General features: G+C 71.2%; 22 protein-coding genes. 14 read left to right on the plus strand and 8 right to left on the minus strand.

The features are described 5' to 3' along the window. Positions 1–96 precede the first annotated feature (96 nt). Genes pgi through ACE1OA_RS26535 form a run of 3 tightly spaced genes read left to right on the plus strand, consistent with a single transcriptional unit; the run spans position 97 to position 3864 of the window. A complete protein-coding gene (gene pgi / locus ACE1OA_RS26525; RefSeq protein ID WP_384875028.1) occupies positions 97–1758 on the plus strand; it encodes a glucose-6-phosphate isomerase in 1662 nt (553 codons plus the stop codon). A gap of 4 nt (positions 1759–1762) precedes the next feature. Next, positions 1763–2278: a PH domain-containing protein gene (locus tag ACE1OA_RS26530; protein WP_356607981.1), complete on the plus strand. Its 516-nt coding sequence runs from the start codon at positions 1763–1765 to the stop codon at positions 2276–2278. Beyond that, positions 2275–3864 (plus strand): PH domain-containing protein, encoded by a 1590-nt coding sequence (locus ACE1OA_RS26535; RefSeq protein ID WP_384875025.1) that lies wholly within the window; start codon positions 2275–2277, stop codon positions 3862–3864. The genes ACE1OA_RS26530 and ACE1OA_RS26535 overlap by 4 nt, the downstream gene beginning before the upstream one ends. Positions 3865–3871: 7 nt before the next feature. On the opposite strand, the gene pgl is transcribed toward ACE1OA_RS26535, so the two are convergent. From pgl to tkt, 5 genes are read right to left on the minus strand one after another with little or no spacing between them, the layout of a single operon-like run. After that, positions 3872–4678 carry a 6-phosphogluconolactonase gene (pgl, locus tag ACE1OA_RS26540; RefSeq protein WP_384875022.1) on the minus strand — a complete coding sequence of 269 codons (807 nt, stop codon included), beginning with the start codon at positions 4676–4678 and terminating at the stop codon, positions 3872–3874. Next, positions 4675–5703, minus strand: a complete 1029-nt coding sequence (opcA, locus tag ACE1OA_RS26545; protein WP_356607975.1) for a glucose-6-phosphate dehydrogenase assembly protein OpcA — start codon at positions 5701–5703, stop codon at positions 4675–4677. The genes pgl and opcA overlap by 4 nt, the downstream gene beginning before the upstream one ends. Next, entirely contained in the window at positions 5700–7232 is a 1533-nt protein-coding gene (zwf, locus tag ACE1OA_RS26550) for a glucose-6-phosphate dehydrogenase (RefSeq protein WP_356607973.1), read from the minus strand. Before zwf ends, opcA begins: the two co-directional genes overlap by 4 nt. Before the next feature lie 4 nt (positions 7233–7236). Continuing rightward, entirely contained in the window at positions 7237–8355 is a 1119-nt protein-coding gene (gene tal, locus ACE1OA_RS26555; protein ID WP_386545747.1) for a transaldolase, read from the minus strand. Positions 8356–8391: 36 nt separating this feature from the next. After that, on the minus strand, positions 8392–10479 hold the full coding sequence (tkt, locus tag ACE1OA_RS26560) for a transketolase (RefSeq protein ID WP_356607969.1): 2088 nt from the start codon (positions 10477–10479) through the stop codon (positions 8392–8394). 316 nt (positions 10480–10795) lie between these two features. On the opposite strand from tkt, the gene ACE1OA_RS26565 reads away from it, so the two are divergent. From ACE1OA_RS26565 to ACE1OA_RS26575, 3 genes are all read left to right on the plus strand, one after another. Then, positions 10796–11743: a heme o synthase gene (locus ACE1OA_RS26565; protein WP_147977471.1), complete on the plus strand. Its 948-nt coding sequence runs from the start codon at positions 10796–10798 to the stop codon at positions 11741–11743. A 1447-nt stretch (positions 11744–13190) separates the two neighbouring features. Next, the gene (locus ACE1OA_RS26570) at positions 13191–13511 is read left to right on the plus strand and encodes a hypothetical protein (protein WP_147977470.1); all 321 of its coding nucleotides are present in this window, start codon (positions 13191–13193) and stop codon (positions 13509–13511) included. A gap of 79 nt (positions 13512–13590) precedes the next feature. After that, the gene (locus ACE1OA_RS26575) at positions 13591–14673 is read left to right on the plus strand and encodes an amidohydrolase family protein (protein ID WP_356605698.1); all 1083 of its coding nucleotides are present in this window, start codon (positions 13591–13593) and stop codon (positions 14671–14673) included. Between the two features lie 120 nt (positions 14674–14793). On the opposite strand, the gene ACE1OA_RS26580 is transcribed toward ACE1OA_RS26575, so the two are convergent. The 3 genes from ACE1OA_RS26580 to ACE1OA_RS26590 form a co-directional block, all read right to left on the minus strand. After that, a complete protein-coding gene (locus tag ACE1OA_RS26580; protein WP_356605696.1) occupies positions 14794–15753 on the minus strand; it encodes a COX15/CtaA family protein in 960 nt (319 codons plus the stop codon). A gap of 84 nt (positions 15754–15837) precedes the next feature. After that, positions 15838–16605: an ABC transporter permease gene (locus ACE1OA_RS26585; protein WP_432753496.1), complete on the minus strand. Its 768-nt coding sequence runs from the start codon at positions 16603–16605 to the stop codon at positions 15838–15840. Then, complete coding sequence (locus tag ACE1OA_RS26590) at positions 16602–17528, minus strand: ABC transporter ATP-binding protein (protein ID WP_356605692.1); 927 nt, start codon at positions 17526–17528, stop codon at positions 16602–16604. Before ACE1OA_RS26590 ends, ACE1OA_RS26585 begins: the two co-directional genes overlap by 4 nt. Before the next feature lie 169 nt (positions 17529–17697). Between ACE1OA_RS26590 and ACE1OA_RS26595 the strand changes: the two genes are divergently transcribed. The 8 genes from ACE1OA_RS26595 to ACE1OA_RS26630 all read left to right on the plus strand — a co-directional run bounded on the left by ACE1OA_RS26595 (position 17698) and on the right by ACE1OA_RS26630 (position 24351). Beyond that, a complete protein-coding gene (locus ACE1OA_RS26595) occupies positions 17698–18420 on the plus strand; it encodes a helix-turn-helix transcriptional regulator (RefSeq protein WP_356605690.1) in 723 nt (240 codons plus the stop codon). Further along, on the plus strand, positions 18417–19832 hold the full coding sequence (sufB, locus tag ACE1OA_RS26600) for a Fe-S cluster assembly protein SufB (protein WP_356605688.1): 1416 nt from the start codon (positions 18417–18419) through the stop codon (positions 19830–19832). The genes ACE1OA_RS26595 and sufB overlap by 4 nt, the downstream gene beginning before the upstream one ends. Positions 19833–19997: 165 nt before the next feature. Next, on the plus strand, positions 19998–21179 hold the full coding sequence (gene sufD / locus ACE1OA_RS26605; RefSeq protein ID WP_356605686.1) for a Fe-S cluster assembly protein SufD: 1182 nt from the start codon (positions 19998–20000) through the stop codon (positions 21177–21179). Further along, positions 21179–21496, plus strand: a complete 318-nt coding sequence (locus ACE1OA_RS26610) for a bifunctional 3-phenylpropionate/cinnamic acid dioxygenase ferredoxin subunit (protein WP_356605684.1) — start codon at positions 21179–21181, stop codon at positions 21494–21496. The genes sufD and ACE1OA_RS26610 overlap by 1 nt, the downstream gene beginning before the upstream one ends. A 7-nt stretch (positions 21497–21503) precedes the next feature. Continuing rightward, entirely contained in the window at positions 21504–22268 is a 765-nt protein-coding gene (gene sufC / locus ACE1OA_RS26615) for a Fe-S cluster assembly ATPase SufC (protein WP_356605682.1), read from the plus strand. Continuing rightward, positions 22265–23533 (plus strand): cysteine desulfurase, encoded by a 1269-nt coding sequence (locus ACE1OA_RS26620; RefSeq protein ID WP_356605680.1) that lies wholly within the window; start codon positions 22265–22267, stop codon positions 23531–23533. The genes sufC and ACE1OA_RS26620 overlap by 4 nt, the downstream gene beginning before the upstream one ends. A gap of 9 nt (positions 23534–23542) precedes the next feature. After that, positions 23543–24016: a Fe-S cluster assembly sulfur transfer protein SufU gene (gene sufU / locus ACE1OA_RS26625; protein ID WP_356605678.1), complete on the plus strand. Its 474-nt coding sequence runs from the start codon at positions 23543–23545 to the stop codon at positions 24014–24016. Continuing rightward, positions 24013–24351 (plus strand): metal-sulfur cluster assembly factor, encoded by a 339-nt coding sequence (locus tag ACE1OA_RS26630; protein ID WP_356605676.1) that lies wholly within the window; start codon positions 24013–24015, stop codon positions 24349–24351. The genes sufU and ACE1OA_RS26630 overlap by 4 nt, the downstream gene beginning before the upstream one ends. Positions 24352–24387: the final 36 nt, after the last annotated feature.

The following is a 24387-nucleotide window of genomic DNA, read 5'->3' on the forward strand; positions in this document are numbered from 1 at the left end:
ACGGCGTGGGCACGCCGTCGCCGTCGCCTCGTCGGCCGTCCCGATCAATTAGGTTGGACGGGCAGCGGGGCAGCAGAGCAAGAGAAGAAGTGGGCGATGTCCGAGATGAAGACCGAAGGCCGTACCAGGCTCAACCAGACGCCGGAGTGGGCCGCCCTCGGCAAGCACCGTGAGCAGCTGGGCGACACCCATCTGCGCGACCTGTTCGCGGCCGACCCCGAGCGCGGGGGCGCGTACACCCTGCGGGTCGGCGACCTGTATCTGGACTACTCGAAGAACCTGGTGACCGACGAGACGCTCGCGCTGCTGCGCGAGTTGGCCGTCGCGACGGGGGTCGCCGAGCTCCGCGACGCGATGTTCCGCGGCGAGAAGATCAACACCACCGAGGACCGTGCCGTCCTGCACACCGCGCTGCGCGCCCCGCGCGGAGCCGTGATCGAGGTCGACGGCGAGAACGTCGTCCCCGGCGTGCACGCCGTACTGGACAAGATGGCCGCGTTCGCCGACAAGGTGCGGGCCGGCGAGTGGACCGGCCACACCGGCCGGCCGATCAGGAACGTCGTCAACATCGGCATCGGCGGCTCCGACCTCGGCCCCGCCATGGCCTACGAGGTCCTGCGCTCCTTCACCCAGCGGAACCTGACCTTCCGTTTCGTCTCGAACGTCGACGGCGCCGACCTCCACGAGGCCGTCCGCGACCTCGACCCGGCCGAGACGCTCTTCATCGTCGCCTCGAAGACCTTCACCACCATCGAGACGATCACCAACGCGACCTCCGCCAGGAACTGGCTGCTCACCGGCCTGCAGGCCGGCCAGGAGGCCGTCGCACGCCACTTCGTGGCCCTGTCGACCAACGCCGAGAAGGTCGAGGACTTCGGCATCGACACGGCCAACATGTTCGAGTTCTGGGACTGGGTCGGCGGACGCTACTCGTACGACTCGGCCATCGGCCTGTCCCTGATGATCGCCATCGGCCCGGACCGCTTCCGCGAGATGCTCGACGGCTTCCACCTCGTCGACGAGCACTTCCGCACCGCCCCCGCCGAGGAGAACGTACCGCTGCTGCTCGGCCTCCTCGGGGTCTGGTACGGCGCCTTCTTCGACGCCCAGTCGCACGCCGTCCTGCCCTACTCGCACTACCTGTCGAAGTTCACCGCGTACCTCCAGCAGCTCGACATGGAGTCCAACGGCAAGTCCGTGGACCGCGACGGCCGGCCGGTCGACTGGCAGACGGGTCCGGTGGTCTGGGGCACCCCCGGCACCAACGGGCAGCACGCGTACTACCAGTTGATCCACCAGGGCACCAAGCTCATCCCGGCCGACTTCATCGGCTTCGCGGAGCCCGTCGCCGACCTGCTGCCGGGTCTCGTCGCCCAGCACGACCTGCTGATGGCCAACTTCTTCGCCCAGACCCAGGCACTGGCCTTCGGCAAGACGCCCGAGGAGGTCAGGGCCGAGGGCGTGCCCGAGGAGCTGGTGCCGCACAAGACCTTCCGGGGCAACCACCCCACGACCACCGTCCTGGCGACGGCGCTCACCCCCTCCGTCCTCGGCCAGCTCATCGCGCTGTACGAGCACAAGGTGTTCGTCCAGGGCGCGGTCTGGAACATCGACTCCTTCGACCAGTGGGGCGTCGAGCTCGGCAAGGTCCTCGCCAAGCGGATCGAGCCGGTGCTGACCGGGGGCGAGGGCGGCGAGCAGCTCGACGGCTCCACCGCCGCGCTCGTCGCCGCCTACCGGTCGCTGCGCGGCCGGTAGTCCGATGACGACGGGGGAGGACGCGGTGCCCGGCGCGATACGGCTGCGGCCGCCACGCAACACCCTGAACCGGCGTGCCGTCACCTGGTGGCGCACCCAGTGGCTCCTGACGACCGCCGCGCCCGTGGCGGTCCTGGTGGCCCTGGCCGCCCTGATCGGGCCCGCCCGGTCCTGGCTCCTGCTCGGGGCCGGGATCCTGGCGGTGCTCGGGCTGGCGGGCACCGCGTTCTTCCCCCGCTGGTGGTTCGCGGTCCACCGCTGGGAGGTCACCGACGACGCCGTCTACGTCCGTACGGGGGCCTTCCGGCAGGAATGGCGGATCGCGCCCATGTCCCGGATCCAGACCGTCGACACCGTGCGCGGGCCGCTGGAGCAGGTGTTCCGGCTCGCCACGGTGACGGTGACCACCGCCTCCGCCAAGGGCGCGCTGCGGATCGAGGGCCTCGACCACGAGCTCGCGGCCGAGCTCGGCGAACGCCTCACCCGGATCACCCGGGACACCCCCGGGGACGCCACGTGACGGCGCTCGACGAGGGCGTCGGCCAGGACACCGAACCGGACGGCGGCGAATGGCGGCGGCTGGACCGCCGCACGGTCCTGGTGACCGCCGCCGTCGTCGCCGGCGTCACCGCCGGCGGCGCGCTGCCCGCCGTACTCGGCCTGGCCGCCTCCATGCCGCTGTGGCAGGCGGTCGGCTGGGTCCTGGCCGGCGGCGCGCTGCTCGTCGCCGGCGGCTCGGCCGCCGACTACGTCCGCTGGCGCCGCACCCGCTACCGCGTCGGCGTCGAGCGCGCCGAACTCCACTCCGGGCTCCTGCTGGTCAAGCGCCGCTCGCTGGCCCGCGAACGCATCCGCAGCGTCGACCTCACCGCCCACCCGCTGCTGCGCGTCCTCGGCCTCGTCCAGGTCCGCATCGGCACCGGGGAGAGCACCACGGGCGGCGATTCCACCCTCGAACTCGACCCGGTCACCCGGGCCGAGGGCGAACGGCTCCGCCGCGAACTCCTCGCCCACACCGTCCGGGCCGCCGCCGACCACCGCCACGACGGCACGCTGGCCACCCTCGACCCGCGCTGGATCCGCTACGCGCCGGTCTCCTTCGTCGCCCCGCTCCTCGGCGTCGCCGCCGCCGGCGCCCTGATGCAGGTCAGCGAGTGGTTCGGCGCCCAGGCCGAGCTCATCGAGTGGATCGGGAGAACCTTCCGGGACACCCCGATCGCCTGGACCCTCGTCGTGCTCGTCCTGCTCGCCACCCTCGCCGGCACGATCGGCGCACTCGGCCTGTGGATCGAGATGTGGTGGAACCACCGGCTGGAGCGCGAGCCGGGAGGCACCCTGCGGGTGCGCCGCGGACTGTTCACCACCCGCTCGATCTCCATCGAGGAGCGGCGCCTGCGCGGCGTCGAACTGGTCGAGCCGCTCGGCGTACGGATGTGCCGCGCCGCACGCGTCGACGCGGTCGCCACCGGCCTCGCCCACGACGACGAGGACCGGCACGCCGAGCACAAGACCCTGCTGCCGCCCGCGCCCCGGGAGGTCGCCGACCGGGTCGCGGCGCAGGTGCTGAAGGAGCCCGACGCCCCCACCGGCCGGCCGCTCACCCCGCACCCCCGGGCCGCCCGCACCCGGCGGCTGCGCCGGGCCCTGTGGGGCGCGCTCGTCCCGGCCGCCGTCCTGGGGTCGCCCGGCGTGCTCGGCGGGCCGGCCGCCGACGTGCTGCCGTACGCCGCCGCGGCCTGGCTGCTCGTGGCGCTCCCGGTGGGCGTGCTGCTCGCGCTCGACGCCTACCGCAGTCTCGGACACGGCATCAGCGGGGCCTACCTGGTGACCCGTTCCGGCGCCCTGCGCCGCGGTACCGTCGCCCTTCAGCGCGGCGGTGTCATCGGCTGGACGGTGCGGCAGACGTACTTCCAGCGACGTGCGGGCCTCCTCACCCTGACCGCCACGACCGCGGCGGGCGACGGGGCCTACGCCGTGATCGACGCCGACGAGAGCGAGGGGCTCGCCTTCGCCGCCGAGGCGGTCCCGGGCCTCCTCGCCCCCTTCCTGGAGCCCGTGCCGACGACGAAGGCCCGGCCCACCGAGGGGTGGACCGGGCCTTCCTGAGTCTCCGTCAGGCCGAGGCCGGCGGGTACAGGTCGCGCGGAAGCTCCGAGGCCGCCGCGGCGTCGAGCAGCCAGAGGGTGCGCGAACGCCCGTAGGCGCCCGCCGCCGGGGTCTGGACCTCGCCCGCCCCGGACAGCGCCATGGCCGCCGCCTTCGCCTTGTCCTCGCCCGCCGCGAGCAGCCAGACCTCCCGCGCGGCGCGGATCGCCGGCAGGGTCAGCGAGACCCGGACCGGTGGCGGCTTCGGGGCGCCCCGCACCCCCACGACCGTCCGCTCGGTCTCGCGCACCGCCGGAAGCTCCGGGAACAGCGAGGCCACATGGGTGTCCGGACCGACGCCCAGCATCAGGACGTCGAAGGCCGGGACGGCGACGGACGCGCCGCCCTCCGCGGGCTGGTAGTGCTCCGGACCCGCCGCCGCGGCCAGTTCGGCCGCGTACGCCTCGGCGGCGGCGTCGACGTCGCCGCCGGACGGACCGTCCGAGGCCGGCATCGCGTGCACCCGGGCCGGATCCAGCGGTACGGCGTCCAGCAGGGCCTCGCGGGCCTGCGTGACGTTCCGGTCGGGATGACCGTCCGGCAGGAACCGCTCGTCGCCCCACCACAGGTCGAGCCGCGACCAGTCGACCGCGTCCCGGGCGGGCGCCGTGCCGAGGGCCGCGAGCAGCCCGTTGCCGTTGCGCCCGCCCGTCAGGACCACGGACGCCGAGCCGCGCGCGGCCTGCGCGTCCACGATCCGGGTGATCAGCCGGGCCGCCGCGGCCTGGGCCATCAGCTCCTTGTCCCGGTGGACCACCAGCTGCGGAGCGCTCACTTGGCCGCCGCCTTCTTGGCCGGCGCCTTCTTCGCCGCGGGGGCCGGAGCCGGATCCGCGGCGGCCTCCGGGTCCTGGGCGGGAGCGGTCTTGCCGGCCACCTCGTCCAGCCGGTCGACCCCGTAGCGCAGCGCCGAGGCGTACGTGTCGTCCGGGTCGAGGCGCCGCAGCTCCTCCGCGATCAGCTCGGCCGTCTCGCGGCGCTTGAGCGCCACGGCGCGGTCCGGCTGCCCCTGGATGGAGAGCGTCGCCAGCGAGCCGTCGGGCCGGTCGAGCACGATCGGCCCGCGGCTGGTCGCCAGCCGTACGGAGGTGAGACCGGGACCCGCCGACGCGGACCGGCGCACCGGGACCTTCAGCCGGTCCGCCAGCCACATGGCCAGCAGTTCGACGCTCGGGTTGTACTCCTCGCCCTCCACCTCGGCCGAGGTGACCTCGCAGGTGACCTGGTCGAGCGCGGCGGCCAGCATGGAACGCCACGGGGTGATCCGGGTCCACGCGAGGTCCGTGTCGCCCGGGGTGTACGTCTCCGCGCGCCCGGTCAGCTCGTGGATCGGCTGCTCGGCCGCGTAGGTGTCGGTGACCCGGCGCTGGGCGAGCGCGCCCAGCGGGTCGTTCGCCGGGTCGGCCGGCGCGTTGACCGCCCACCAGACGACGACGGGCGCGTCCGGCAGCAGCAGCGGCAGGACCACCGACTGGGCGTGGTCGACGACCTCGCCGTACAGCCGCAGGACAACCGTTTCGCCGGTGCTGGCGTCGGCGCCGAGGCGGACCTCGGCGTCGAGTCGTGCCTTGGCCCGGTCGCGCGGCGAGCGCGAGACCCGCTTGATGACCACCAGCGTCCGCGAGGGGTGCTCGCGGGACGCGTCGTTGGCGGCCTTCAACGCGTCGTAGGCGTTCTCCTCGTCGGTGACGATGACGAGGGTGAGCACCATGCCGACAGCCGGCGTGCCGATGGCCCGCCGCCCGAGCACCAGCGCCTTGTTGATCTTGCTGGACGTGGTGTCCGTCAGGTCGGTCTTCATGGCCGCCGCCAGCTCCGTCCGTCTCGTGCGAGCATTTCGTCCGCCTCGACCGGACCCCAGGTCCCGGACTGGTACTGCGCGGGCTTGCCGTGCTTGTCCCAGTACTGCTCGATCGGGTCGAGGATCTTCCAGGACAGCTCGACCTCCTCGAGCCGCGGGAACAGGTTCGAGTCGCCGAGCAGGACGTCGAGGATGAGCCGCTCGTACGCCTCGGGGCTGGACTCCGTGAAGGACTCGCCGTAGGCGAAGTCCATCGACACGTCCCGGACCTCCATCGAGGTGCCCGGCACCTTGGAGCCGAACCGCATGGTCACGCCCTCGTCCGGCTGGACCCGGATGACCAGGGCGTTCTGGCCCAGCTCCTCCGTCGCGGTCTGGTCGAAGGGGGAGTGCGGGGCGCGCTGGAAGACGACCGCGATCTCGGTGACGCGGCGGCCGAGGCGCTTGCCGGTCCGGAGATAGAAGGGGACGCCCGCCCAGCGGCGGTTGTCGATCTCCAGCTTGATCGCCGCGAAGGTGTCGGTCTTCGACTTGGGGTCGATGCCGTCTTCCTGGAGGTAGCCGACGGCCTGCGCGCCGCCCTGCCACCCGGCCGCGTACTGGCCGCGCACCGTGCTGGCGCCCAGGTCCTTCGGCAGCCGCACCGCGCCGAGCACCTTGGTCTTCTCGGCCGCGAGCGCGTCCGGGTCGAAGGCGGCGGGCTCCTCCATCGCGGTCAGCGCGAGGAGCTGGAGCAGGTGGTTCTGGATGACGTCACGGGCGGCGCCGATGCCGTCGTAGTAGCCGGCCCGGCCGCCGATGCCGATGTCCTCGGCCATGGTGATCTGGACGTGGTCGACGTAGGACCGGTTCCAGATCGGCTCGAAGAGGGTGTTGGCGAAGCGGAGCGCCAGGATGTTCTGGACAGTCTCCTTGCCGAGGTAGTGGTCGATCCGGAAGACCTCGTTCGGCGGGAAGACCTCGTGGACGACCTCGTTGAGCTCCTTGGCGGAGGCCAGGTCGTGCCCGAAGGGCTTCTCGATGACCGCGCGGCGCCAGGAGCCGTCCTTCTGGTCGGCCAGACCGTGCTTCTTCAGCTGCTGGACGACCTTGGGGAAGAACTTGGGCGGCACGGACAGGTAGAAGGCGAAGTTGCCTCCGGTGCCCTGCGCCTTGTCCAGCTCCTCGATGGTCGTCTTCAGCTGGTCGAAGGCGTCGTCGTCGTCGAAGTCGCCCTGGACGAAGCGCATCCCCTGGATCAGCTGCTGCCACACCTCCTCGCGGAACGGTGTGCGCGCGTGCTGCTCCACGGCGTCGTGGACCTCCTGCGCGAAGTCCTCGTCCTGCCACTCCCGGCGGGCGAAGCCGATCAGCGAGAAGCCCGGCGGCAGCAGGCCGCGGTTGGCGAGGTCGTAGACGGCGGGCATCAGCTTCTTACGGGACAAATCGCCCGTGACGCCGAAGATCACCAGACCCGACGGCCCCGCGATACGCGGGAGCCGTCGGTCTGCGGCGTCACGGAGCGGGTTGGCTCCGTGGACTGCGCTCAAGGTGTTACGCCTCCGAAGGTGCGAGGCGCTGGAGCTCCGCCTCGGTGGACTTGAGCAGGTCGTTCCAGGACGCCTCGAACTTCTCGACGCCCTCGTCTTCCAGCAGCTGTACCACGTCGTCGTACGGGATGCCGAGCTTCTCGACGGCGTCCAGCTCGGCACGGGACTGCTCGTACGTGCCGCGCACGGTGTCGCCGACGACCTCGCCGTGGTCGGCGGTGGCCTCCATCGTGGCCTCCGGCATGGTGTTCACCGTGCCGGGCGCGACCAGGTCCACCACGTACAGGGTGTCCTTGTACGCGGGGTCCTTGACGCCGGTCGAGGCCCACAGCGGACGCTGCTTGTTGCCCTGGGCCTTGTCCAGCGCGGCCCAGCGCTCGGAGGAGAAGACCTCCTCGTACGCCTGGTAGGCCAGACGGGCGTTGGCGAGCGCCGCCTTGCCCTTGAGGGAGGCCGCCTCGTCCGTGCCGATGGCGTCCAGGCGCTTGTCGATCTCCGAGTCCACCCGGGAGACGAAGAACGACGCCACGGAGTGGATCTTGGAGAGGTCCAGGCCGCGCTCGCGGGCCTTCTCCAGACCGGCCAGGTAGGCGTCCATGACCGCGCGGTAGCGCTCCAGCGAGAAGATCAGCGTCACGTTCACGCTGATGCCGAGGCCGATGACCTCGGTGATCGCCGGCAGACCCGCCTTGGTGGCCGGGATCTTGATGAGCGTGTTCGGGCGGTCCACGAGCCAGGCCAGCTGCTTGGCCTCGGCGATGGTGGCCGTGGTGTGGTGCGCCAGACGGGGGTCGACCTCGATGGACACCCGGCCGTCCTGACCGTCGGTGGCGTCGAAGACCGGCCGCAGGATGTCGGCGGCGTCCCTCACGTCAGCCGTCGTGATCATGCGGATCGCCTCGTCCACGGTCACCTTGCGGGACGCCAGGTCGGCGAGCTGCTGCTCGTACCCGTCGCCCGAGGAGATGGCCTTCTGGAAGATGGACGGGTTCGTGGTGACACCGACCACGTGCTGCTGGTCGATGAGCTCGGCCAGGTTGCCGGACGTGATCCGCTTGCGCGAGAGGTCGTCCAGCCAGATCGCGACGCCTTCGTCGGAGAGGCGCTTGAGTGCGTCTGTCATGAGAGTTGCATCTCCATTAAGTCGTACGTATGGGCGTCAGCGCGCCGCGGCGGTCAGAGATTCCCGGGCCGCGGCGGCGATCGCCTCGGGCGTGAAGCCGAACTCGCGGAACAGGACCTTGGCGTCCGCGGAGGCGCCGAAGTGCTCCAGCGACACGATCCGGCCGGCGTCCCCGACGTACTTGTGCCAGGTCAGACCGATACCGGCCTCGACCGCCACGCGGGCCTTGAGCGACGGCGGCAGCACGGACTCCTTGTAGTCCTGGTCCTGCTCCTCGAACCACTCCACGCACGGCATCGAGACCACCCGGGTCGGGACGCCGGCGGCCTGGAGCTGCTCGCGGGCCTCGACGGCCAGGTGCACCTCGGAGCCGGTGCCGATCAGCACGACCTGCGGCTCGCCGCCCTCGGCGTCGAGCAGGACGTAGCCGCCCTTGGCCGCGTCCTCGTTGGTCTCGTACGTCGGCACGCCCTGACGGGTCAGCGCGAGGCCGTGCGGGGCGCCCTTGCCGAACACGCGGGTGTGCCGCTTCATGATCTCGCGCCAGGCGATCGCGGTCTCGTTGGCGTCCGCCGGGCGCACGACGTTCAGACCCGGGATCGCGCGCAGCGAGGCGAGGTGCTCGACCGGCTGGTGCGTCGGGCCGTCCTCGCCCAGACCGATCGAGTCGTGGGTCCAGACGTAGGTGACCGGCAGGTGCATCAGCGCGGACAGCCGCACCGCGTTGCGCATGTAGTCGGAGAACACCAGGAAGGTGCCGCCGTAGATGCGGGTGTTGCCGTGGAGCGCGATGCCGTTCATCTCGGCGGCCATCGAGTGCTCGCGGATGCCGAAGTGGATGGTGCGGCCGTACGGGTCGGCCTCCGGCAGCGGGTTGCCCTCGGGGAGGAACGAGGACGACTTGTCGATCGTGGTGTTGTTCGAGCCCGCCAGGTCGGCGGAGCCGCCCCAGAGCTCGGGGATGACCGCGCCCAGCGCCTGCAGGACCTTGCCGGACGCGGCGCGGGTGGCGACACCCTGGCCCGCCTGGAAGACCGGGACCTTGGACTCCCAGCCGCCGGGCAGCTCGTTGGCCTGGATCCGGTCGAACTCGGCGGCGCGACCCGGGTTGGCGGTGCGCCACTCGGCCAGGGACTTCTCCCACTCGCCGCGCGCCTCGCGGCCGCGGTCGCCGAGCGCGCGGGTGTGGGCGATGACCTCGTCGGCGACCTCGAAGGCCTGCTCCGGGTCGAAGCCGAGGATCCGCTTGGTGGCCGCGATCTCCTCGTCGCCCAGCGCCGAGCCGTGCGCGGCCTCGGTGTTCTGCGCGTTCGGGGCGGGCCAGGCGATGATCGAGCGCATCGCGATGAAGGACGGGCGCTCCGTCTCGGCCTCGGCCGCCCTGATGGCCGCGTACAGCGCGGCCGGGTCCAGGTCGCCGTTGGCCTGCGGCTCGACCCGCTGGACGTGCCAGCCGTAGGCCTCGTACCGCTTCATCGTGTCCTCGGACACGGCCGTCTCGGTGTCGCCCTCGATCGAGATGTGGTTGTCGTCCCACAGCAGGATCAGGTTGCCCAGCTTCTGGTGGCCGGCCATCGAGGACGCCTCGGCGGAGATGCCCTCCTGCAGACAGCCGTCACCGGCGATCGCGTACACGCGGTGGTCGAACGGGGAGGTGCCGGGGGCGGCCTCCGGGTCGAACAGGCCGCGCTCGAAGCGGGCGGCCATGGCCATGCCCACGGCGTTGGCGACACCCTGGCCCAGCGGGCCGGTCGTCGTCTCCACGCCCGCGGTGTGGCCGTACTCCGGGTGGCCGGGGGTCTTCGAACCCCAGGTGCGGAAGGCCTTGAGGTCGTCCAGCTCAAGACCGAAGCCACCCAGGAACAGCTGGGTGTACAGGGTCAGGGACGAGTGGCCGGCGGACAGCACGAAGCGGTCGCGCCCGACCCATTCCGGCTCGGCCGGGTCGTGGCGCATCACCTTCTGGAAGAGGGTGTACGCGGCGGGCGCGAGGCTCATGGCCGTACCGGGATGGCCGTTGCCGACCTTCTGTACGGCGTCCGCGGCCAGGATGCGGGCGGTGTCTACGGCCCGCTGGTCCAACTCGGTCCACTCGAGGTCTGTGGTGGTCGGCTTAGTGCTCACCCTGGGTCAGGGCTCCTCTCCACATGGTCTACAGGCCGGTGACTGAGGGTGTACCGGCGGTGTCGAGCCTACCCCCGAAGGAACGCCCTCTTTTCGGCTGCAGGCCCCTCAAATGAGCGGACAGGGCCAGAGTGCCGCCGACTCTGCCCGTTCGCCTCCCGAAGGCTTGTCCACGCCTCGGGACAAGCCCCCTCAACACGACCCCACCCCCGCGAAGATCGGTGTCTGGGCAACGTCTAGAGTGGCGTGGTACGCGCAAGTCTTCCCCCCGTCCTCACGGGGAGCTTGCTGGGAAATTTCTCTGTCAGGGGTGTGCGTGACGGCCGTCGAGTCCCGACCCGCAGGGGTCGTCTTGACTCCCAGCCCGGGGGGCCATCGGCCGTTCGGGGCTCGCGTCAAGGCATTCGTGGCGCTGACCAAGCCGCGGATCATCGAACTGCTGCTCATCACCACCGTCCCGGTGATGTTCCTCGCCGAGCAGGGTGTGCCGGACCTGTGGCTGGTGCTCGCCACCTGCTTCGGCGGCTACCTGTCCGCGGGCGGCGCCAACGCGCTGAACATGTACATCGACCGCGACATCGACGCGCTGATGGACCGCACCTCCCAGCGTCCCCTGGTCACCGGTGTCCTCACCCCGCGCGAGGGCCTGGTCTTCGGCCTCACCCTGGCGGTGGTCTCGACCCTCTGGTTCGGCCTGCTCGTCAACTGGCTCTCCGCCGCGCTCTCGCTCGGCGCGCTCCTCTTCTACGTCGTCGTCTACACGATGATCCTCAAGCGGCGCACCACCCAGAACATCGTCTGGGGCGGCATCGCCGGCTGCCTGCCGGTGCTCATCGGCTGGTCCGCGGTCACGAACTCGATGTCCTGGGCCGCCGTCATCCTCTTCCTCGTCATCTTCTTCTGGACGCCGCCGCACTACTGGCCGCTGTCGATGAAGGTCAAGGACGACTACGCGCGCGCCGGTGTCCCCATGCTCCCGGTCCTGGCCTCCAACAAGGTCGTCGCCCGGCAGATCGTGGCGTACAGCTGGGTGATGGTCGCCGTCTCCCTGCTGCTGACCCCGCTCGGCTACACCGGCTGGTTCTACACCGCCGTGGCGCTGCTGACCGGCGGCTGGTGGCTCTGGGAGGCCCACGGCCTGCTGAACCGCGCCAAGGCGGGCGCGACGGGCGCGAAGCTCAAGGAGATGCGCCTCTTCCACTGGTCCATCACCTATGTCTCGCTGCTCTTCGTGGCGGTCGCGGTGGACCCCTTCCTGAGGTAGCGGACGGGCTTGGGGGGCCTGGCGCTTGGGGGGCGCGGGTCCTGGCGCTTGGGGTGGGCCGGTCTTGGGTGGCTTCTGGTGGTTGGCCGCCCTCTCTCCGAGTGTGGCAGCCGGGGCCGTGCCCTCAAGGGCGCTCCTCGTTCCTCGTCGCGTCGCTGCGCGATGGGCTGCGCCCACCCTTGACCGCCCGGCCCCGGCTGCCTTTTCACACTCGGAGGGCGGCCCGGGGAGGGGCCAGGCGGGGGGTTCGGGGTGCCCCGGGCGCCGTAGGCGGCCGACAGCTTTTGGGGTGGCTTCCCGCAGCCATTGAATGGGGCAGCTGGGCTTGGCTTAGCGGATGCCGCTCGTCTGTCGGCTGGGATTCATGCCCCGCTGGTCAATGTCCGGTGGGGGTGAAGCCGAATCCGCAGCCGGCATCGCCAGTTCGGGTCAGGGGCACGGGTCGCGCGGGGGTCGGCGGTCGCACGGATCCCATCCGCCCCAGCAGCCCCATCGCCAGTCCGGGATCGGCTGTTCAATGACGCTACGGCGTACATTAAGCCGCCCGAGAGTCCGATATGCCCGTGAAGTCCCTTATCCCGTCCGAGTTACCGCAGGTAATGTACGCGCTAGCGTCATTCGGGAGTCCCGCTGCCGGCGAAGGATCGACACCGGACTCGATGGCGGCCGGCTTGAGACGTCGATCCTCCAAGGGCTCTCGGATCCGGCTTCACCCACCACCGGAGAGTGACCAGCGGGGCATGAATCTCCGCCAATGGGCGAGGGATTGCCGCTAAGCCGTGCCGGGTCACCCCATTCAATGGCCGCGCTGAACCACCCCCGGAGCCGACGGGGGCCGACGGCGCTGCGCGCCCCGCCGGCCCCCGCCTGGGCCCATCCCCCCGGGCCGCCCTCCGAGTGTGAAAAGGCGGGTGGAGGCGACGGGTCAAGGGTGGGCGCAGCCCATCGCGCAGCGACGCGACGAGGAACGAGGAGCGCCCTTGAGGCGGCGCCGTAACCCGCCACACTCGGAGAGAGGGCGGCCAACCGCCAGAAGCAAACAAGAGCCCCGAGCCCAAGACCCCAGGCCCCGCCCCCAAGGCCGTGTGCCGCGATTGCCGCCTCGCCCCTCGTCGGCCCTTCCCGTCCGTGCCTCGCCCCGTTGCCGCCCGTCCGACCGTCGGCCCTTCCCGTCCGACCGTCGGCCCTTCCCGTCCGACCGTCGCCCCTGCCGGTTCCTCGCCCCTGCCGGTTCCTCGCCCCTGCCGGTTCCTCGCCCCCCCTGCCGGTTCCTCGCCCCCCCTGCCGGTTCCTCACCCCGCTGCCGCCTCGCCCCTCGTCCGCCCTCCCGTCCGTGCCCCGCCCCCGCCGCCCCCCGCCAGGACCCGGGACGGCGGCCGGGGCGCGTGGGGCACCCCACACGCCCCGGCCGTCGCCTGTGGATCTACCGCTGGGTAGCATCCTTTCCATGGCAGACACCAAGCAGGCAGAGCGCAAGGCGGCCAAGCTCGCCCAGCAGATCCAGGCGTTCTCCAAGAAGCACGGCGGCGCCGAGGGGCAGCTCGCCTACATCGGCCAGATGGGCACCCGGATCGTCCTCGTGGGCGAGGACGGCGGCTGGGGCGACCTGGTGGCCCCCTCGTACCCCGTCGCCCAGCAGGCCGCCGAGAAGGCCGGTCTCACGCTGCACGACGAGTTCGACGGCGAGTTCGCCGCCAAGGTCGTCACCGGCCCGTACGAGTGGACCCGGATGGCCGGGATCCAGATCGGCGGCCCGGCCAACCGGTAAGGCCGGTCCCAGGCAACAACCTCGCGCGGGGCTCACCCGTTAGGACGTGTGGAAGCACGTCCACACAGGGAGCCCCCGAATGATCGAGACGCCGAGCCTGGTGGACCAGCACTGCCACGGCGTGCTCCGGACCGAGCTCGGCCTCGGCACCTTCGAGGCCCACCTCGCCCCGGCGGCCGGGCCGCCCGCGCCCGGCACCACCTTCTTCGACACCCAGACCGGCTTCGCCGTGCGCCGCTGGTGCCCGCCGCTGCTCGGCCTGGAGCCGCACTGCCCGCCGGCGCGCTACCTCGCCCGCCGCCGGGAGCTGGGCGTCCTGGAGACCGGGCGGCGCCTGCTGCGCGCCTCGGGCATCTCCACCTACCTGGTGGACACCGGCCTGCCCGGCGATCTGACCGGTCCGGCGGAGATCGCCGCCACGGGCGCGGCCGAGGCCCACGAGATCGTCCGGCTGGAGCCGCTCGCCGAGCAGGTCGCCGACACCTCGGGAACCGTCGAGGGCCTGCTGGCCAACCTCGCCGAGGCCGTCCACGGCGCCGCCGCGACGGCCGTCGCCTTCGGCTCCGACGCGGCGGTGCGCCGGGGCCTCGCGTACGCGAGCGAGCCGCCCGGGCCCGGAGAGGTCCGCGGAGCCGCCGGACGCTGGCTGGCCGGCCGCCCGGCGGGAGGCCGGCTCGACGACCCCGTCCTGCTGCGCCATCTGCTGTGGATCGCCGTGGCCACGGGAAAGCCCCTCCAGCTCCACGCGGGGACGGGGGACCCGGCCGCCCTCGCCGGCTTCGCCGCCCGCACCGCCGGGCTCGGAACGGATCTCGTGCTGCTGCACGGCTACCCCGACCACCGCCACACGGCACGCCTCACCGGCGCCTTCGCGCACGTCCACGCCGACCTCGGCCCGGTGCTCGCCCGCACCGGCGCGCGGGCCGCCGCCGTCCTCGCCGAGATCCTGGAACTGGCGCCCTTCGGCAAGCTGCTCTTCTCCAGCGGGGCACAGGCCCTGCCGGAGCTCCACGTGGTCGCCGCGGGTGTCTTCCGTGCCGCGCTCGACCGGGTGCTGGGCGAGTGGGTCGGCGACGGCGCCTGGTCGCGTACGGACGCCCAGCGCGTCGCCACGATGATCGCCTCGGGCAACGCGCGCCGGGTCTACGGCCTGGCGGGCTGAGCGCCGCGCGCGGCGCCGCCCGGCGTCGCGGCCCGCGCCCGGACACGCGGGCGGCCCCGGCGACGGCATGCGTCGCGGGGGCCGCGTACGGGGTGGGCGACGACGCGCGTCGCGTGCGGCTCAGGCGGAGGCGAGGGCCGCGTCCGGCTGGGCCGGGATGCCGGGCGTGGTCAGCGGGCGCTCCCGCAGGCTCAGCAGGAGCCGCAGGACCGCGATCCACATCAGCGCGGAGCCGAGCATGTGGGCCGCGACCAGGATCTCGGGGACGCCGGTGAAGTACTGGACGTAGCCGATCCCGCCCTGGGCGAGCAGTACGACGATCAGGTCGCGGGCGCGGGCCCGGGTGTCGTCCGGGGCGTCCACCACGCGCAGCACCAGCCACATGGCCAGCGCGAGCGCGCAGACGACCCAGGCGGCGATGGCGTGGACGTGCGCGGCGGCGGTCCAGTCCCACGGCATCCGCGGGACCTCGCTCTTGTCGCCGGCGTGCTTGCCGGAGCCGGTCACGGAGGTGCCGAGCACGATCAGCGCGGCGGAGACCGCGACGATCGCCCAGCCCAGCTTGCGGACCGGCGCGGGGACCCTCGGGCGGGGCGTCGTGTCGCCCTCACGGGTGCGCTGCCAGGTGATCACCGCGACGGTCAGCAGGCCGTTGGCGGCGATGAAGTGGCCGGCGACCGTCCAGGGGTTCAGCCCCATCCAGACCGTGATCCCGCCGATCACGGCGTTGCTCATCACGATCCAGAACTGGGCCCAGCCGAGCCGGGTCAGCCCGCGTCGCCACGGCTCGGTGGACCGGGCGGCCACGATGGCCCAGCCGACGGCCGCCGACAGCACGTAGGTCAGCATCCGGTTGCCGAACTCGACCGCTCCGTGGAAGCCCTGCTCGGGCGTGACGAAGAGGCTGTCGTCGGTGCACTTGGGCCAGGTGTCGCAGCCGAGACCGGATCCGGTCAGCCGGACCGCGCCACCGGTGACGATGATGACGACGCTCATCACGACGGCGGAGAGCGCGGCGCGCCGGAGCGTCCGGGGGGACGGGGTCCAGCGCCTGGCGATGAAGGCGAGGGGGGTCTGCACGGGCCCTATCGTAGGCGGGGGCTTGTGCACGCTTTCACGAGGGGGTGGGTACGGGAAGGAATGTCCCCGAACGTCACCCTCCGACTACTCCCAGCGGAAGAACCGCGCTGCCGCGCCCAGGCCCAGTACCGCCCACACCGCGAGGATCCCGGCCTGTCCCCAGGGCATCGCCGCGCCGTGCTGCAGGACGTCGCGCAGCCCCTCGGAGAGCGCCGAGATCGGCAGCAGCTCCAGGGCGGCCCGGGCCGCGTCGGGGAACCGGTCCAGCGGCACGATCACCCCGCCGCCCACCAGGAGCAGCAGGAACACCAGGTTCGCGGCCGCCAGGGTGGCCTCGGCGCGCAGCGTGCCCGCCATCAGCAGGCCCAGGCCCGAGAAGGCCGCCGTGCCCAGCACCAGCAGCAGGAGGACGGAGAACGGACCGCCCTGCGGCGACCAGCCGAGCGCCAGCGCGATCGCGGTCAGCAGGACGACCTGGAGCACCTCGGTGACCAGGACGGACAGCGTCTTGGAGGTCATCAGCGCCCAGCGCGGCAGCGGGGACGCGCCGAGCAGCTTCAGCACGCCGTAGCGGCGCTCGAAGCCGGTCGCGATGGCCTGGCCGGTGAAGGCGGTGGACATCACGGCGAGCGCGAGGACGCCCGGCGCGAGGAAGTCGACGGCCGCCCCGGCACCCGTGTCGACGACGTCGACGGTGGAGAACAGCACCAGCAGCAGCGAGGGGATGATCACGGTCAGCAGCAGCTGCTCGCCGTTGCGCAGCAGCATCCGCGTCTCGAGCGCCGTCTGGGCCGCGATCATCCGGCCGATGGGCGCGGCCCCGGGCCGGGGGGCGTAGGTTCCCGTGCTCATGACCGCAGCTCCTTGCCCGTCAGCTCCAGAAAGACGTCTTCGAGGGTGTGGCGCTCGACCGAGATGCCGCTGGGCATCACCCCGTGCTGGGCGCACCAGGTCGTGACCGTGGCCAGCAGCTGCGGGTCGACGGCGCCGCTGATGCGGTACGCCCCGGGCGTCAGCTCGGCCGCGGCCGTGCCGTCGGGCAGTGCCTTGAGGAGCGAGCCGAGGTCGAGCCCGGCGCGTCCGGTGAAGCGCAGGGTGTTCTCGGCGCCGCCGCGGCAGAGCTGCTCGGGGCTGCCCTGGGCGGCCACCCTGCCGGCGTCGACGATGGCGACGTCGTCGGCGAGCTCCTCGGCCTCGTCCATGAAGTGGGTCGTGAGGACGACCGTGACGCCGTCGGCGCGCAGTTCGCGGACGAGTTCCCAGGTCGCCCGGCGGGCCTGCGGGTCGAGGCCGGCGGTGGGCTCGTCCAGGAAGACCAGTTCGGGGCGGCCGACGACGGCGATGGCGAGCGCCAGGCGCTGCTGCTGGCCGCCGGAGAGCCGCCGGTAGGTGGTCCGGCCGCAGGAGCCGAGGCCGAGGCGCTCGATCAGGGCGTCCACATCCAGCGGACGGGCGTGGAGCCGGGCCATGTGGCGCAGCATCTCGTCCGCGCGGGCGCCGGAGTAGACGCCGCCGGACTGGAGCATGACCCCGATCCGGGGGCGCAGCTCGGCGGCGTCGGCGACCGGGTCGAGGCCGAGGACGCGGACGGTGCCGGCGTCGGCCTTCCGGTAGCCCTCGCAGGTCTCGATCGTGGTGGTCTTGCCGGCCCCGTTGGGCCCGAGGACGGCGGTCACGGTGCCCGCCCGGACGTCGAGGTCGAGGCCGTCGACGGCGGTCTTGGTTCCGTACCGCTTGACCAGGCCCCGGACCTGGACGACGGACTCGTATCGCATGCCGGAAGTCTAGAGAGGGGTGGCGGGCACTCCGTCCACCGGGCGCCTCATTCGTCCTACGAATGATCGTTTACGCAGGTCAGGTAAGCCTTACCTGAGTGATGTACGGCACCGCCTCCGTCGTGGACGTCGCTTGTCACTCTCCGAGGAATTACGCAACAATGGCGTTGTGAAATACGTCGGCGAGGCCCCAGTGGAGGAACTCGCGACCGGTGCCACGCGCAACCGGGTCGCGCGCTCCATCCTGGACCACGGGCCCTCCACCGTCGCCGATCTGGCCCAGCGGCTCGGCCTCACCCAGGCCGCCGTCCGCCGCCACCTCGACTCGCTGGTCGGGGACAACGTCGTCGAAGCGCGCGAGAAGAGGGTCTACGGCGCCCGGACCCGGGGCCGCCCCGCGAAGGTCTTCGCGCTCACCGACTGCGGCCGGGACGCCTTCGACCAGTCCTACGACACGCTGGCCGTCGAGGCCCTCCGCTGGATCGAGCGGAACGCCGGGGGAGAGGCGGCCGTCGCCGCCTTCGCCCGGGACCGCTTCGAGGCGCAGGCCGAGGCCTACCGCGAGGCCGTCGAGTCGGCGGAGCCCGCCGAGCGCGCCGAGGCTCTGGCCAAGGCCCTGAGTGCGGACGGGTACGCTGCCACTGCGCGGAACGCGCCGGTCGGCGAGCAGCTCTGCCAGCACCACTGCCCGGTCGCCCATGTCGCCGAGCAGTATCCCCAGCTGTGCGAGGCGGAGACGGAGATCTTCTCCCGCCTCCTGGGAACACATGTACAGCGTCTGGCCACCATCGCGCATGGTGACGGCGTCTGCACGACGTTCATCCCGCACGGCGCCCCACAGACCAACCCATCATCAGCATCCGCAAGTACGGCCGGGAGGAACCCCGCATGACCACCGAGATCAGCCACCCCGAGCTCGAGGGCCTGGGTCGGTACGAGTACGGCTGGGCCGACTCGGACGCGGCCGGTGCCGTCGCCAAGCGCGGCCTCTCCGAGGCTGTCGTCCGCGACATCTCCGAGAAGAAGAACGAGCCGGAGTGGATGCTGAAGCTGCGGCTGAAGGGTCTGCGCCTCTTCGACAAGAAGCCCATGCCGAGCTGGGGCTCCGACCTGTCGGGCATCGACTTCGACAACATCAAGTACTTCGTGCGGTCCACCGAGAAGCAGGCGGAGTCCTGGGAGGACCTGCCGGAGGACATCAAGAACACGTACGACAAGCTCGGCATCCCCGAGGCGGAGAAGCAGCGCCTCGTCGCCGGTGTCGCCGCCCAGTACGAGTCCGAGGTCGTCTACCACCAGATCCGCGAGGACCTGGAGGAGCAGGGCGTCGTCTTCGTCGACACCGACACCGCGCTGAAGGAGCACGAGGAACTCTTCAGGGAGTACTTCGGCACGGTCATCCCGGTCGGCGACAACAAGTTCGCCTCGCTGAACACGGCCGTGTGGTCCGGCGGCTCGTTCATCTACGTGCCGAAGGGCGTGCACGTCGAGATCCCACTGCAGGCCTACTTCCGCATCAACACGGAGAACATGGGCCAGTTCGAGCGGACGCTGATCGTCGTCGACGAGGACGCCTACGTCCACTACGTCGAGGGCTGCACCGCCCCGATCTACTCCTCCGACTCGCTGCACTCGGCGGTCGTCGAGATCATCGTGAAGAAGGGCGGCCGCTGCCGCTACACGACGATCCAGAACTGGTCGAACAACGTCTACAACCTGGTCACCAAGCGCGCCGTGGCCTACGAGGGCGCGACCATGGAGTGGGTCGACGGCAACATCGGCTCCAAGGTCACCATGAAGTACCCGGCCGTCTACCTGATGGGCGAGCACGCCAAGGGCGAGACCCTGTCCATCGCCTTCGCGGGCGAGGGCCAGCACCAGGACGCCGGCGCCAAGATGGTCCACATGGCCCCGAACACCTCCTCGAACATCGTCTCCAAGTCGGTGGCGCGAGGCGGCGGCCGCACCTCCTACCGCGGTCTCATCGAGATCGGCGAGGGTGCCCCCGGCGCCAAGTCGAACGTGCTGTGCGACGCGCTGCTCGTCGACACCATCTCCCGCTCGGACACGTACCCCTACGTCGACGTCCGCGAGGACGACGTCTCCATGGGTCACGAGGCCACCGTCTCCAAGGTCTCCGAGGACCAGCTCTTCTACCTGATGAGCCGCGGTCTGACCGAGTTCGAGGCGATGGCGATGATCGTGCGCGGCTTCGTCGAGCCCATCGCCAAGGAGCTGCCGATGGAGTACGCCCTCGAGCTCAACCGGCTGATCGAGCTCCAGATGGAAGGCGCGGTGGGCTGACGCCCCCGCGGACCACACCAAACGACCCGGGCTCAGTCGCTGAGCCCCGCGAGCCCGCCGCACGGCGGCAGGTTCCCGGCCGGCACCTCAGGGTGCCCGGCCGGACCGGCCGCCGGCACCCGGCGGGCGCGTACGACGAGGCAGGAAGAGAGCAAGACGACAGCCATGGCTGAGGCTCAGAACATCCCGGCGGGCTCCACCACCGCCGGCTCGATCGCGGTGGCCGCCGAGTCCACCGTCGCCACGCGCATGAGCGCGCCCCCGTCCTTCGACGTCGCGGACTTCCCCGTCCCGCACGGCCGCGAGGAGGAGTGGCGGTTCACCCCGCTGGAGCGCCTGCGGGGTCTGCACGACGGCACCGCGACCGCGACCGGCGAGGGCGTCAAGGTCGAGATCGAGGCCCCCGAGGGCGTCACCGTGGAGACGGTCGGCCGTGACGACGCGCGCCTGGGCAAGGCCGGCACGCCGGTCGACCGGGTCGCCGCCCAGGCGTTCTCCTCCTTCGAGAAGGCCTCGGTCGTCACCGTCGCCAAGGAGGCCGTCCTCACCGAGCCCATCCGGATCTCCGTGCACGGCCAGGGCGGCACCGCCTTCGGCCACCAGGTGATCGAGCTCGGCGCCTTCGCCGAGGCCGTCGTGGTCATCGACCACACCGGCGACGCGGTGCTCGCCGCCAACGTCGACTACCTCCTCGGCGACGGGGCCAAGCTGACGGTCGTCTCCGTGCAGGACTGGGACGAGAAGGCCGTCCACGTCGCCCAGCAGAACGCGCTGGTCGGCCGGGACGCCTCCTTCAAGTCGGTCGTCGTCACGTTCGGCGGCGACGTCGTCCGCATCCACCCGCGCGTGCAGTACGCCGCCCCCGGCGGCGAGGCCGAGCTCTTCGGTCTGTACTTCACCGACGCCGGCCAGCACCAGGAGCACCGCCTGCTGGTCGACCACAACACTCCGCACTGCAAGTCCAACGTGGCCTACAAGGGCGCGCTGCAGGGCCAGGACGCGCACGCCGTCTGGATCGGTGACGTGCTCATCCAGGCCGCGGCCGAGGGCACCGACACCTACGAGCTGAACCGGAACCTGGTCCTGACGGACGGCGCCCGGGTCGACTCCGTGCCGAACCTGGAGATCGAGACCGGCGAGATCACCGGCGCCGGCCACGCCTCGGCCACCGGCCGCTTCGACGACGAGCAGCTCTTCTACCTGATGGCCCGCGGCATCCCGGAGACCGAGGCCCGCCGCCTCGTCGTCCGCGGCTTCTTCGCCGAGCTGGTCCAGCAGATCGGTCTGCCCGACGTCCAGGAGCGCCTGATCGCGAAGATCGAGGCCGAGCTGGAGGCTTCCGTCTGATGGCCTTCGTCCGAGTCTGCACACTGAGCGAGCTGGAGGCCGACACCCCGAAGCGGGTCGAGGTCGACGGCACGCCGGTGTCGGTCGTGCAGACCGAGGGCGAGGTGTTCGCGATCAACGACATCTGCTCGCACGCGAACGTCTCCCTCTCGGAGGGCGAGGTCGAGGACTGCGCCATCGAGTGCTGGCTGCACGGATCCAGCTTCGACCTCCGCACCGGCAAGCCGTCCGGCCTTCCCGCGACGCGCCCCGTCCCCGTATACCCCGTAAAGATCGAAGGGGACGATGTGCTCGTCTCCGTCACCCAGGAGTCCTGAGTCACCCATGGCAACGCTTGAAATCCACGACCTGCACGTCTCCGTCGAGGCGGAGAACGGCCCCCGCGAGATCCTCAAGGGCGTCGACCTGACCATCAAGCAGGGCGAGACCCACGCCGTCATGGGCCCCAACGGCTCCGGCAAGTCGACCCTGGCGTACTCCCTCGCCGGCCACCCGAAGTACACGATCACCAGCGGCACCGTCACCCTCGACGGTGAGGACGTCCTGGAGATGTCGGTCGACGAGCGCGCCCGCGCCGGTGTCTTCCTGGCCATGCAGTACCCGGTCGAGGTCCCCGGCGTCTCGGTCTCCAACTTCCTGCGCACCTCCGCCACCGCCGTCCGCGGCGAGGCCCCCAAGCTGCGCACCTGGGTGAAGGAGGTGAAGGGGGCCATGGAGCAGCTCCAGATGGACCCCGCCTTCGCCGAGCGCAACGTCAACGAGGGCTTCTCCGGCGGTGAGAAGAAGCGCCACGAGATCCTCCAGCTCGAGCTGCTCAAGCCGAAGATCGCGATCCTCGACGAGACCGACTCCGGCCTGGACGTCGACGCGCTGCGCATCGTCTCCGAGGGCGTCAACCGCGTCCGCGAGACCGGCGAGGTCGGCACGCTGCTGATCACGCACTACACGCGGATCCTCCGCTACATCAAGCCCGACTTCGTGCACGTCTTCGCGAACGGTCGCATCGCCGAGTCCGGCGGCGCCGAGCTCGCCGACCAGCTGGAGAACGAGGGCTACGACAAGTACGTGAAGGGTGGCGCGTCCGCGTGACTTCTGCCCATCAGGGGCTCTCCGGCCTCCTCGACACCGAGGCGATCCGCAAGGACTTCCCGCTCCTGGATCGCGTGGTCCACGACGGCAAGAAGATCGTGTACCTCGACTCCGCGGCGACCTCGCAGAAGCCGCGGCAGGTCCTCGACGCGCTCAACACGTACTACGAGCGCCACAACGCCAACGTCCACCGCGGCGTCTACACGGTCGCCGAGGAGGCGACGGCGCTCTACGAAGGCTCCCGTGACAAGGTCGCGGCCTTCATCAACGCGCCGAGCCGCGACGAGGTGATCTTCACCAAGAACGCCTCCGAGTCGCTCAACCTCGTGGCCAACATGCTCGGATGGGCCGACGAGCCCTACCGCGTGGACCACGAGACCGAGATCGCCATCACGGAGATGGAGCACCACTCCAACATCGTGCCGTGGCAGCTGCTCTCGCAGCGGACCGGCGCGAAGCTGAAGTGGTTCGGCCTCACCGACGACGGCCGTCTCGACCTCTCCAACATCGAAGAGGTCATCACCGAGAAGACCAAGATCGTCTCGTTCACGCTGGTCTCGAACCTCATGGGCACGATCAACCCGGTGGAGACGATCATCCGCCGTGCCCAGGAGGTCGGTGCGCTGGTCTGCATCGACGCCTCGCAGGCGGCCCCGCACATGGTGCTCGACGTGCAGGCGCTGCAGGCCGACTTCGTGGCCTTCACCGGTCACAAGATGTGCGGCCCGACCGGCATCGGCGTGCTGTGGGGACGGCAGGAGCTCCTGGAGGACCTGCCTCCGTTCCTCGGCGGCGGCGAGATGATCGAGACCGTCTCGATGCACTCCTCGACCTACGCGCCGGCCCCGCACAAGTTCGAGGCGGGTACGCCCCCGATCGCCCAGGCCGTCGGCCTCGGCGCGGCCGTGGACTACCTCTCGGCGATCGGCATGGAGAACATCGCGCGCCACGAGCACGCGATCACCGAGTACGCCGTCCGCCGGCTCCAGGAGGTGCCGGACCTGCGGATCATCGGCCCCACCACGGCCGAGGACCGCGGCGCCGCGATCTCCTTCACGCTCGGCGACATCCACCCGCACGACGTGGGCCAGGTCCTCGACGAGGAGGGCATCGCGGTCCGGGTCGGGCACCACTGCGCCCGGCCGGTCTGCCTGCGCTACGGAATTCCTGCGACCACGCGGGCGTCGTTCTATCTGTACTCCACACCGGCCGAGGTCGACGCCCTCGTCGCGGGTCTGGAGCACGTACGGAACTTCTTCGGGTAGGGGTTGGTCGTGAAGCTGGATTCGATGTACCAGGACGTCATCCTGGACCACTACAAGCACCCGCACGGCCGGGGCTTGCGGGACGGCGACGCCGAGGTGCACCACGTCAACCCGACGTGCGGTGACGAGATCACGCTCCGGGTGAAGTACGACGGTTCGCGCATCGAGGACGTCTCGTACGAGGGTCAGGGGTGTTCGATCAGCCAGGCCTCGGCCTCGGTGCTGAACGAGCTGCTCGTCGGCAAGGAGCTGGCCGAGGCGCAGAAGATCCAGGGCACGTTCCTGGAGCTGATGCAGTCCAAGGGCCAGATCGAGCCGGACGACGCGATGGAGGAGGTCCTGGAGGACGCGGTCGCGTTCGCGGGCGTCTCCAAGTACCCCGCCCGGGTCAAGTGCGCGCTGCTCAGCTGGATGGCGTGGAAGGACGCGACGGCGCAGGCGATGGCCGGAGCGGAACAAGAGTCTGCGAGGAAGTCGGCATGACCGAGAACGCTGAGGCCACGATGAAGCCGGCCTCCGAGGAAGAGATCCGCGAGGCGCTGTACGACGTCGTCGACCCCGAGCTGGGCATCGACGTGGTCAACCTCGGCCTGATCTACGGCATCCACATCGACGACTCCAACGTCGTCACGCTGGACATGACCCTGACGTCGGCGGCCTGCCCGCTGACCGACGTGATCGAGGACCAGGCGAAGGCCGCCACCGACGGCCTCGCCAGCGAACTGAAGATCAACTGGGTCTGGATGCCGCCGTGGGGCCCGGACAAGATCACGGACGACGGCCGCGAGCAGCTGCGCGCGCTCGGTTTCAACGTCTGATCCGCACGGTGCCGCGTCCGCGGCTCGCACACGTAC

The sequence above is a fragment of the Streptomyces sp. JL2001 genome, from assembly GCF_050917515.1.
Taxonomy (GTDB): Bacteria; Actinomycetota; Actinomycetes; order Streptomycetales; family Streptomycetaceae; genus Streptomyces.

Coding starts and splice junctions, on each gene's coding strand:
- pgi (WP_384875028.1), top strand. CDS start 97: ATGTCCGAGATGAAGACCGAAGGCCGTACCAGGCTCAACCAGACGCCG.
- ACE1OA_RS26530 (WP_356607981.1), top strand. CDS start 1,763: ATGACGACGGGGGAGGACGCGGTGCCCGGCGCGATACGGCTGCGGCCG.
- opcA (WP_356607975.1), bottom strand. CDS start 5,703: ATGAAGACCGACCTGACGGACACCACGTCCAGCAAGATCAACAAGGCG.
- tal (WP_386545747.1), bottom strand. CDS start 8,355: ATGACAGACGCACTCAAGCGCCTCTCCGACGAAGGCGTCGCGATCTGG.
- ACE1OA_RS26570 (WP_147977470.1), top strand. CDS start 13,191: ATGGCAGACACCAAGCAGGCAGAGCGCAAGGCGGCCAAGCTCGCCCAG.
- ACE1OA_RS26575 (WP_356605698.1), top strand. CDS start 13,591: ATGATCGAGACGCCGAGCCTGGTGGACCAGCACTGCCACGGCGTGCTC.
- ACE1OA_RS26585 (WP_432753496.1), bottom strand. CDS start 16,605: ATGAGCACGGGAACCTACGCCCCCCGGCCCGGGGCCGCGCCCATCGGC.
- ACE1OA_RS26590 (WP_356605692.1), bottom strand. CDS start 17,528: ATGCGATACGAGTCCGTCGTCCAGGTCCGGGGCCTGGTCAAGCGGTAC.
- sufB (WP_356605688.1), top strand. CDS start 18,417: ATGACCACCGAGATCAGCCACCCCGAGCTCGAGGGCCTGGGTCGGTAC.
- sufD (WP_356605686.1), top strand. CDS start 19,998: ATGGCTGAGGCTCAGAACATCCCGGCGGGCTCCACCACCGCCGGCTCG.
- ACE1OA_RS26610 (WP_356605684.1), top strand. CDS start 21,179: ATGGCCTTCGTCCGAGTCTGCACACTGAGCGAGCTGGAGGCCGACACC.
- sufC (WP_356605682.1), top strand. CDS start 21,504: ATGGCAACGCTTGAAATCCACGACCTGCACGTCTCCGTCGAGGCGGAG.
- ACE1OA_RS26630 (WP_356605676.1), top strand. CDS start 24,013: ATGACCGAGAACGCTGAGGCCACGATGAAGCCGGCCTCCGAGGAAGAG.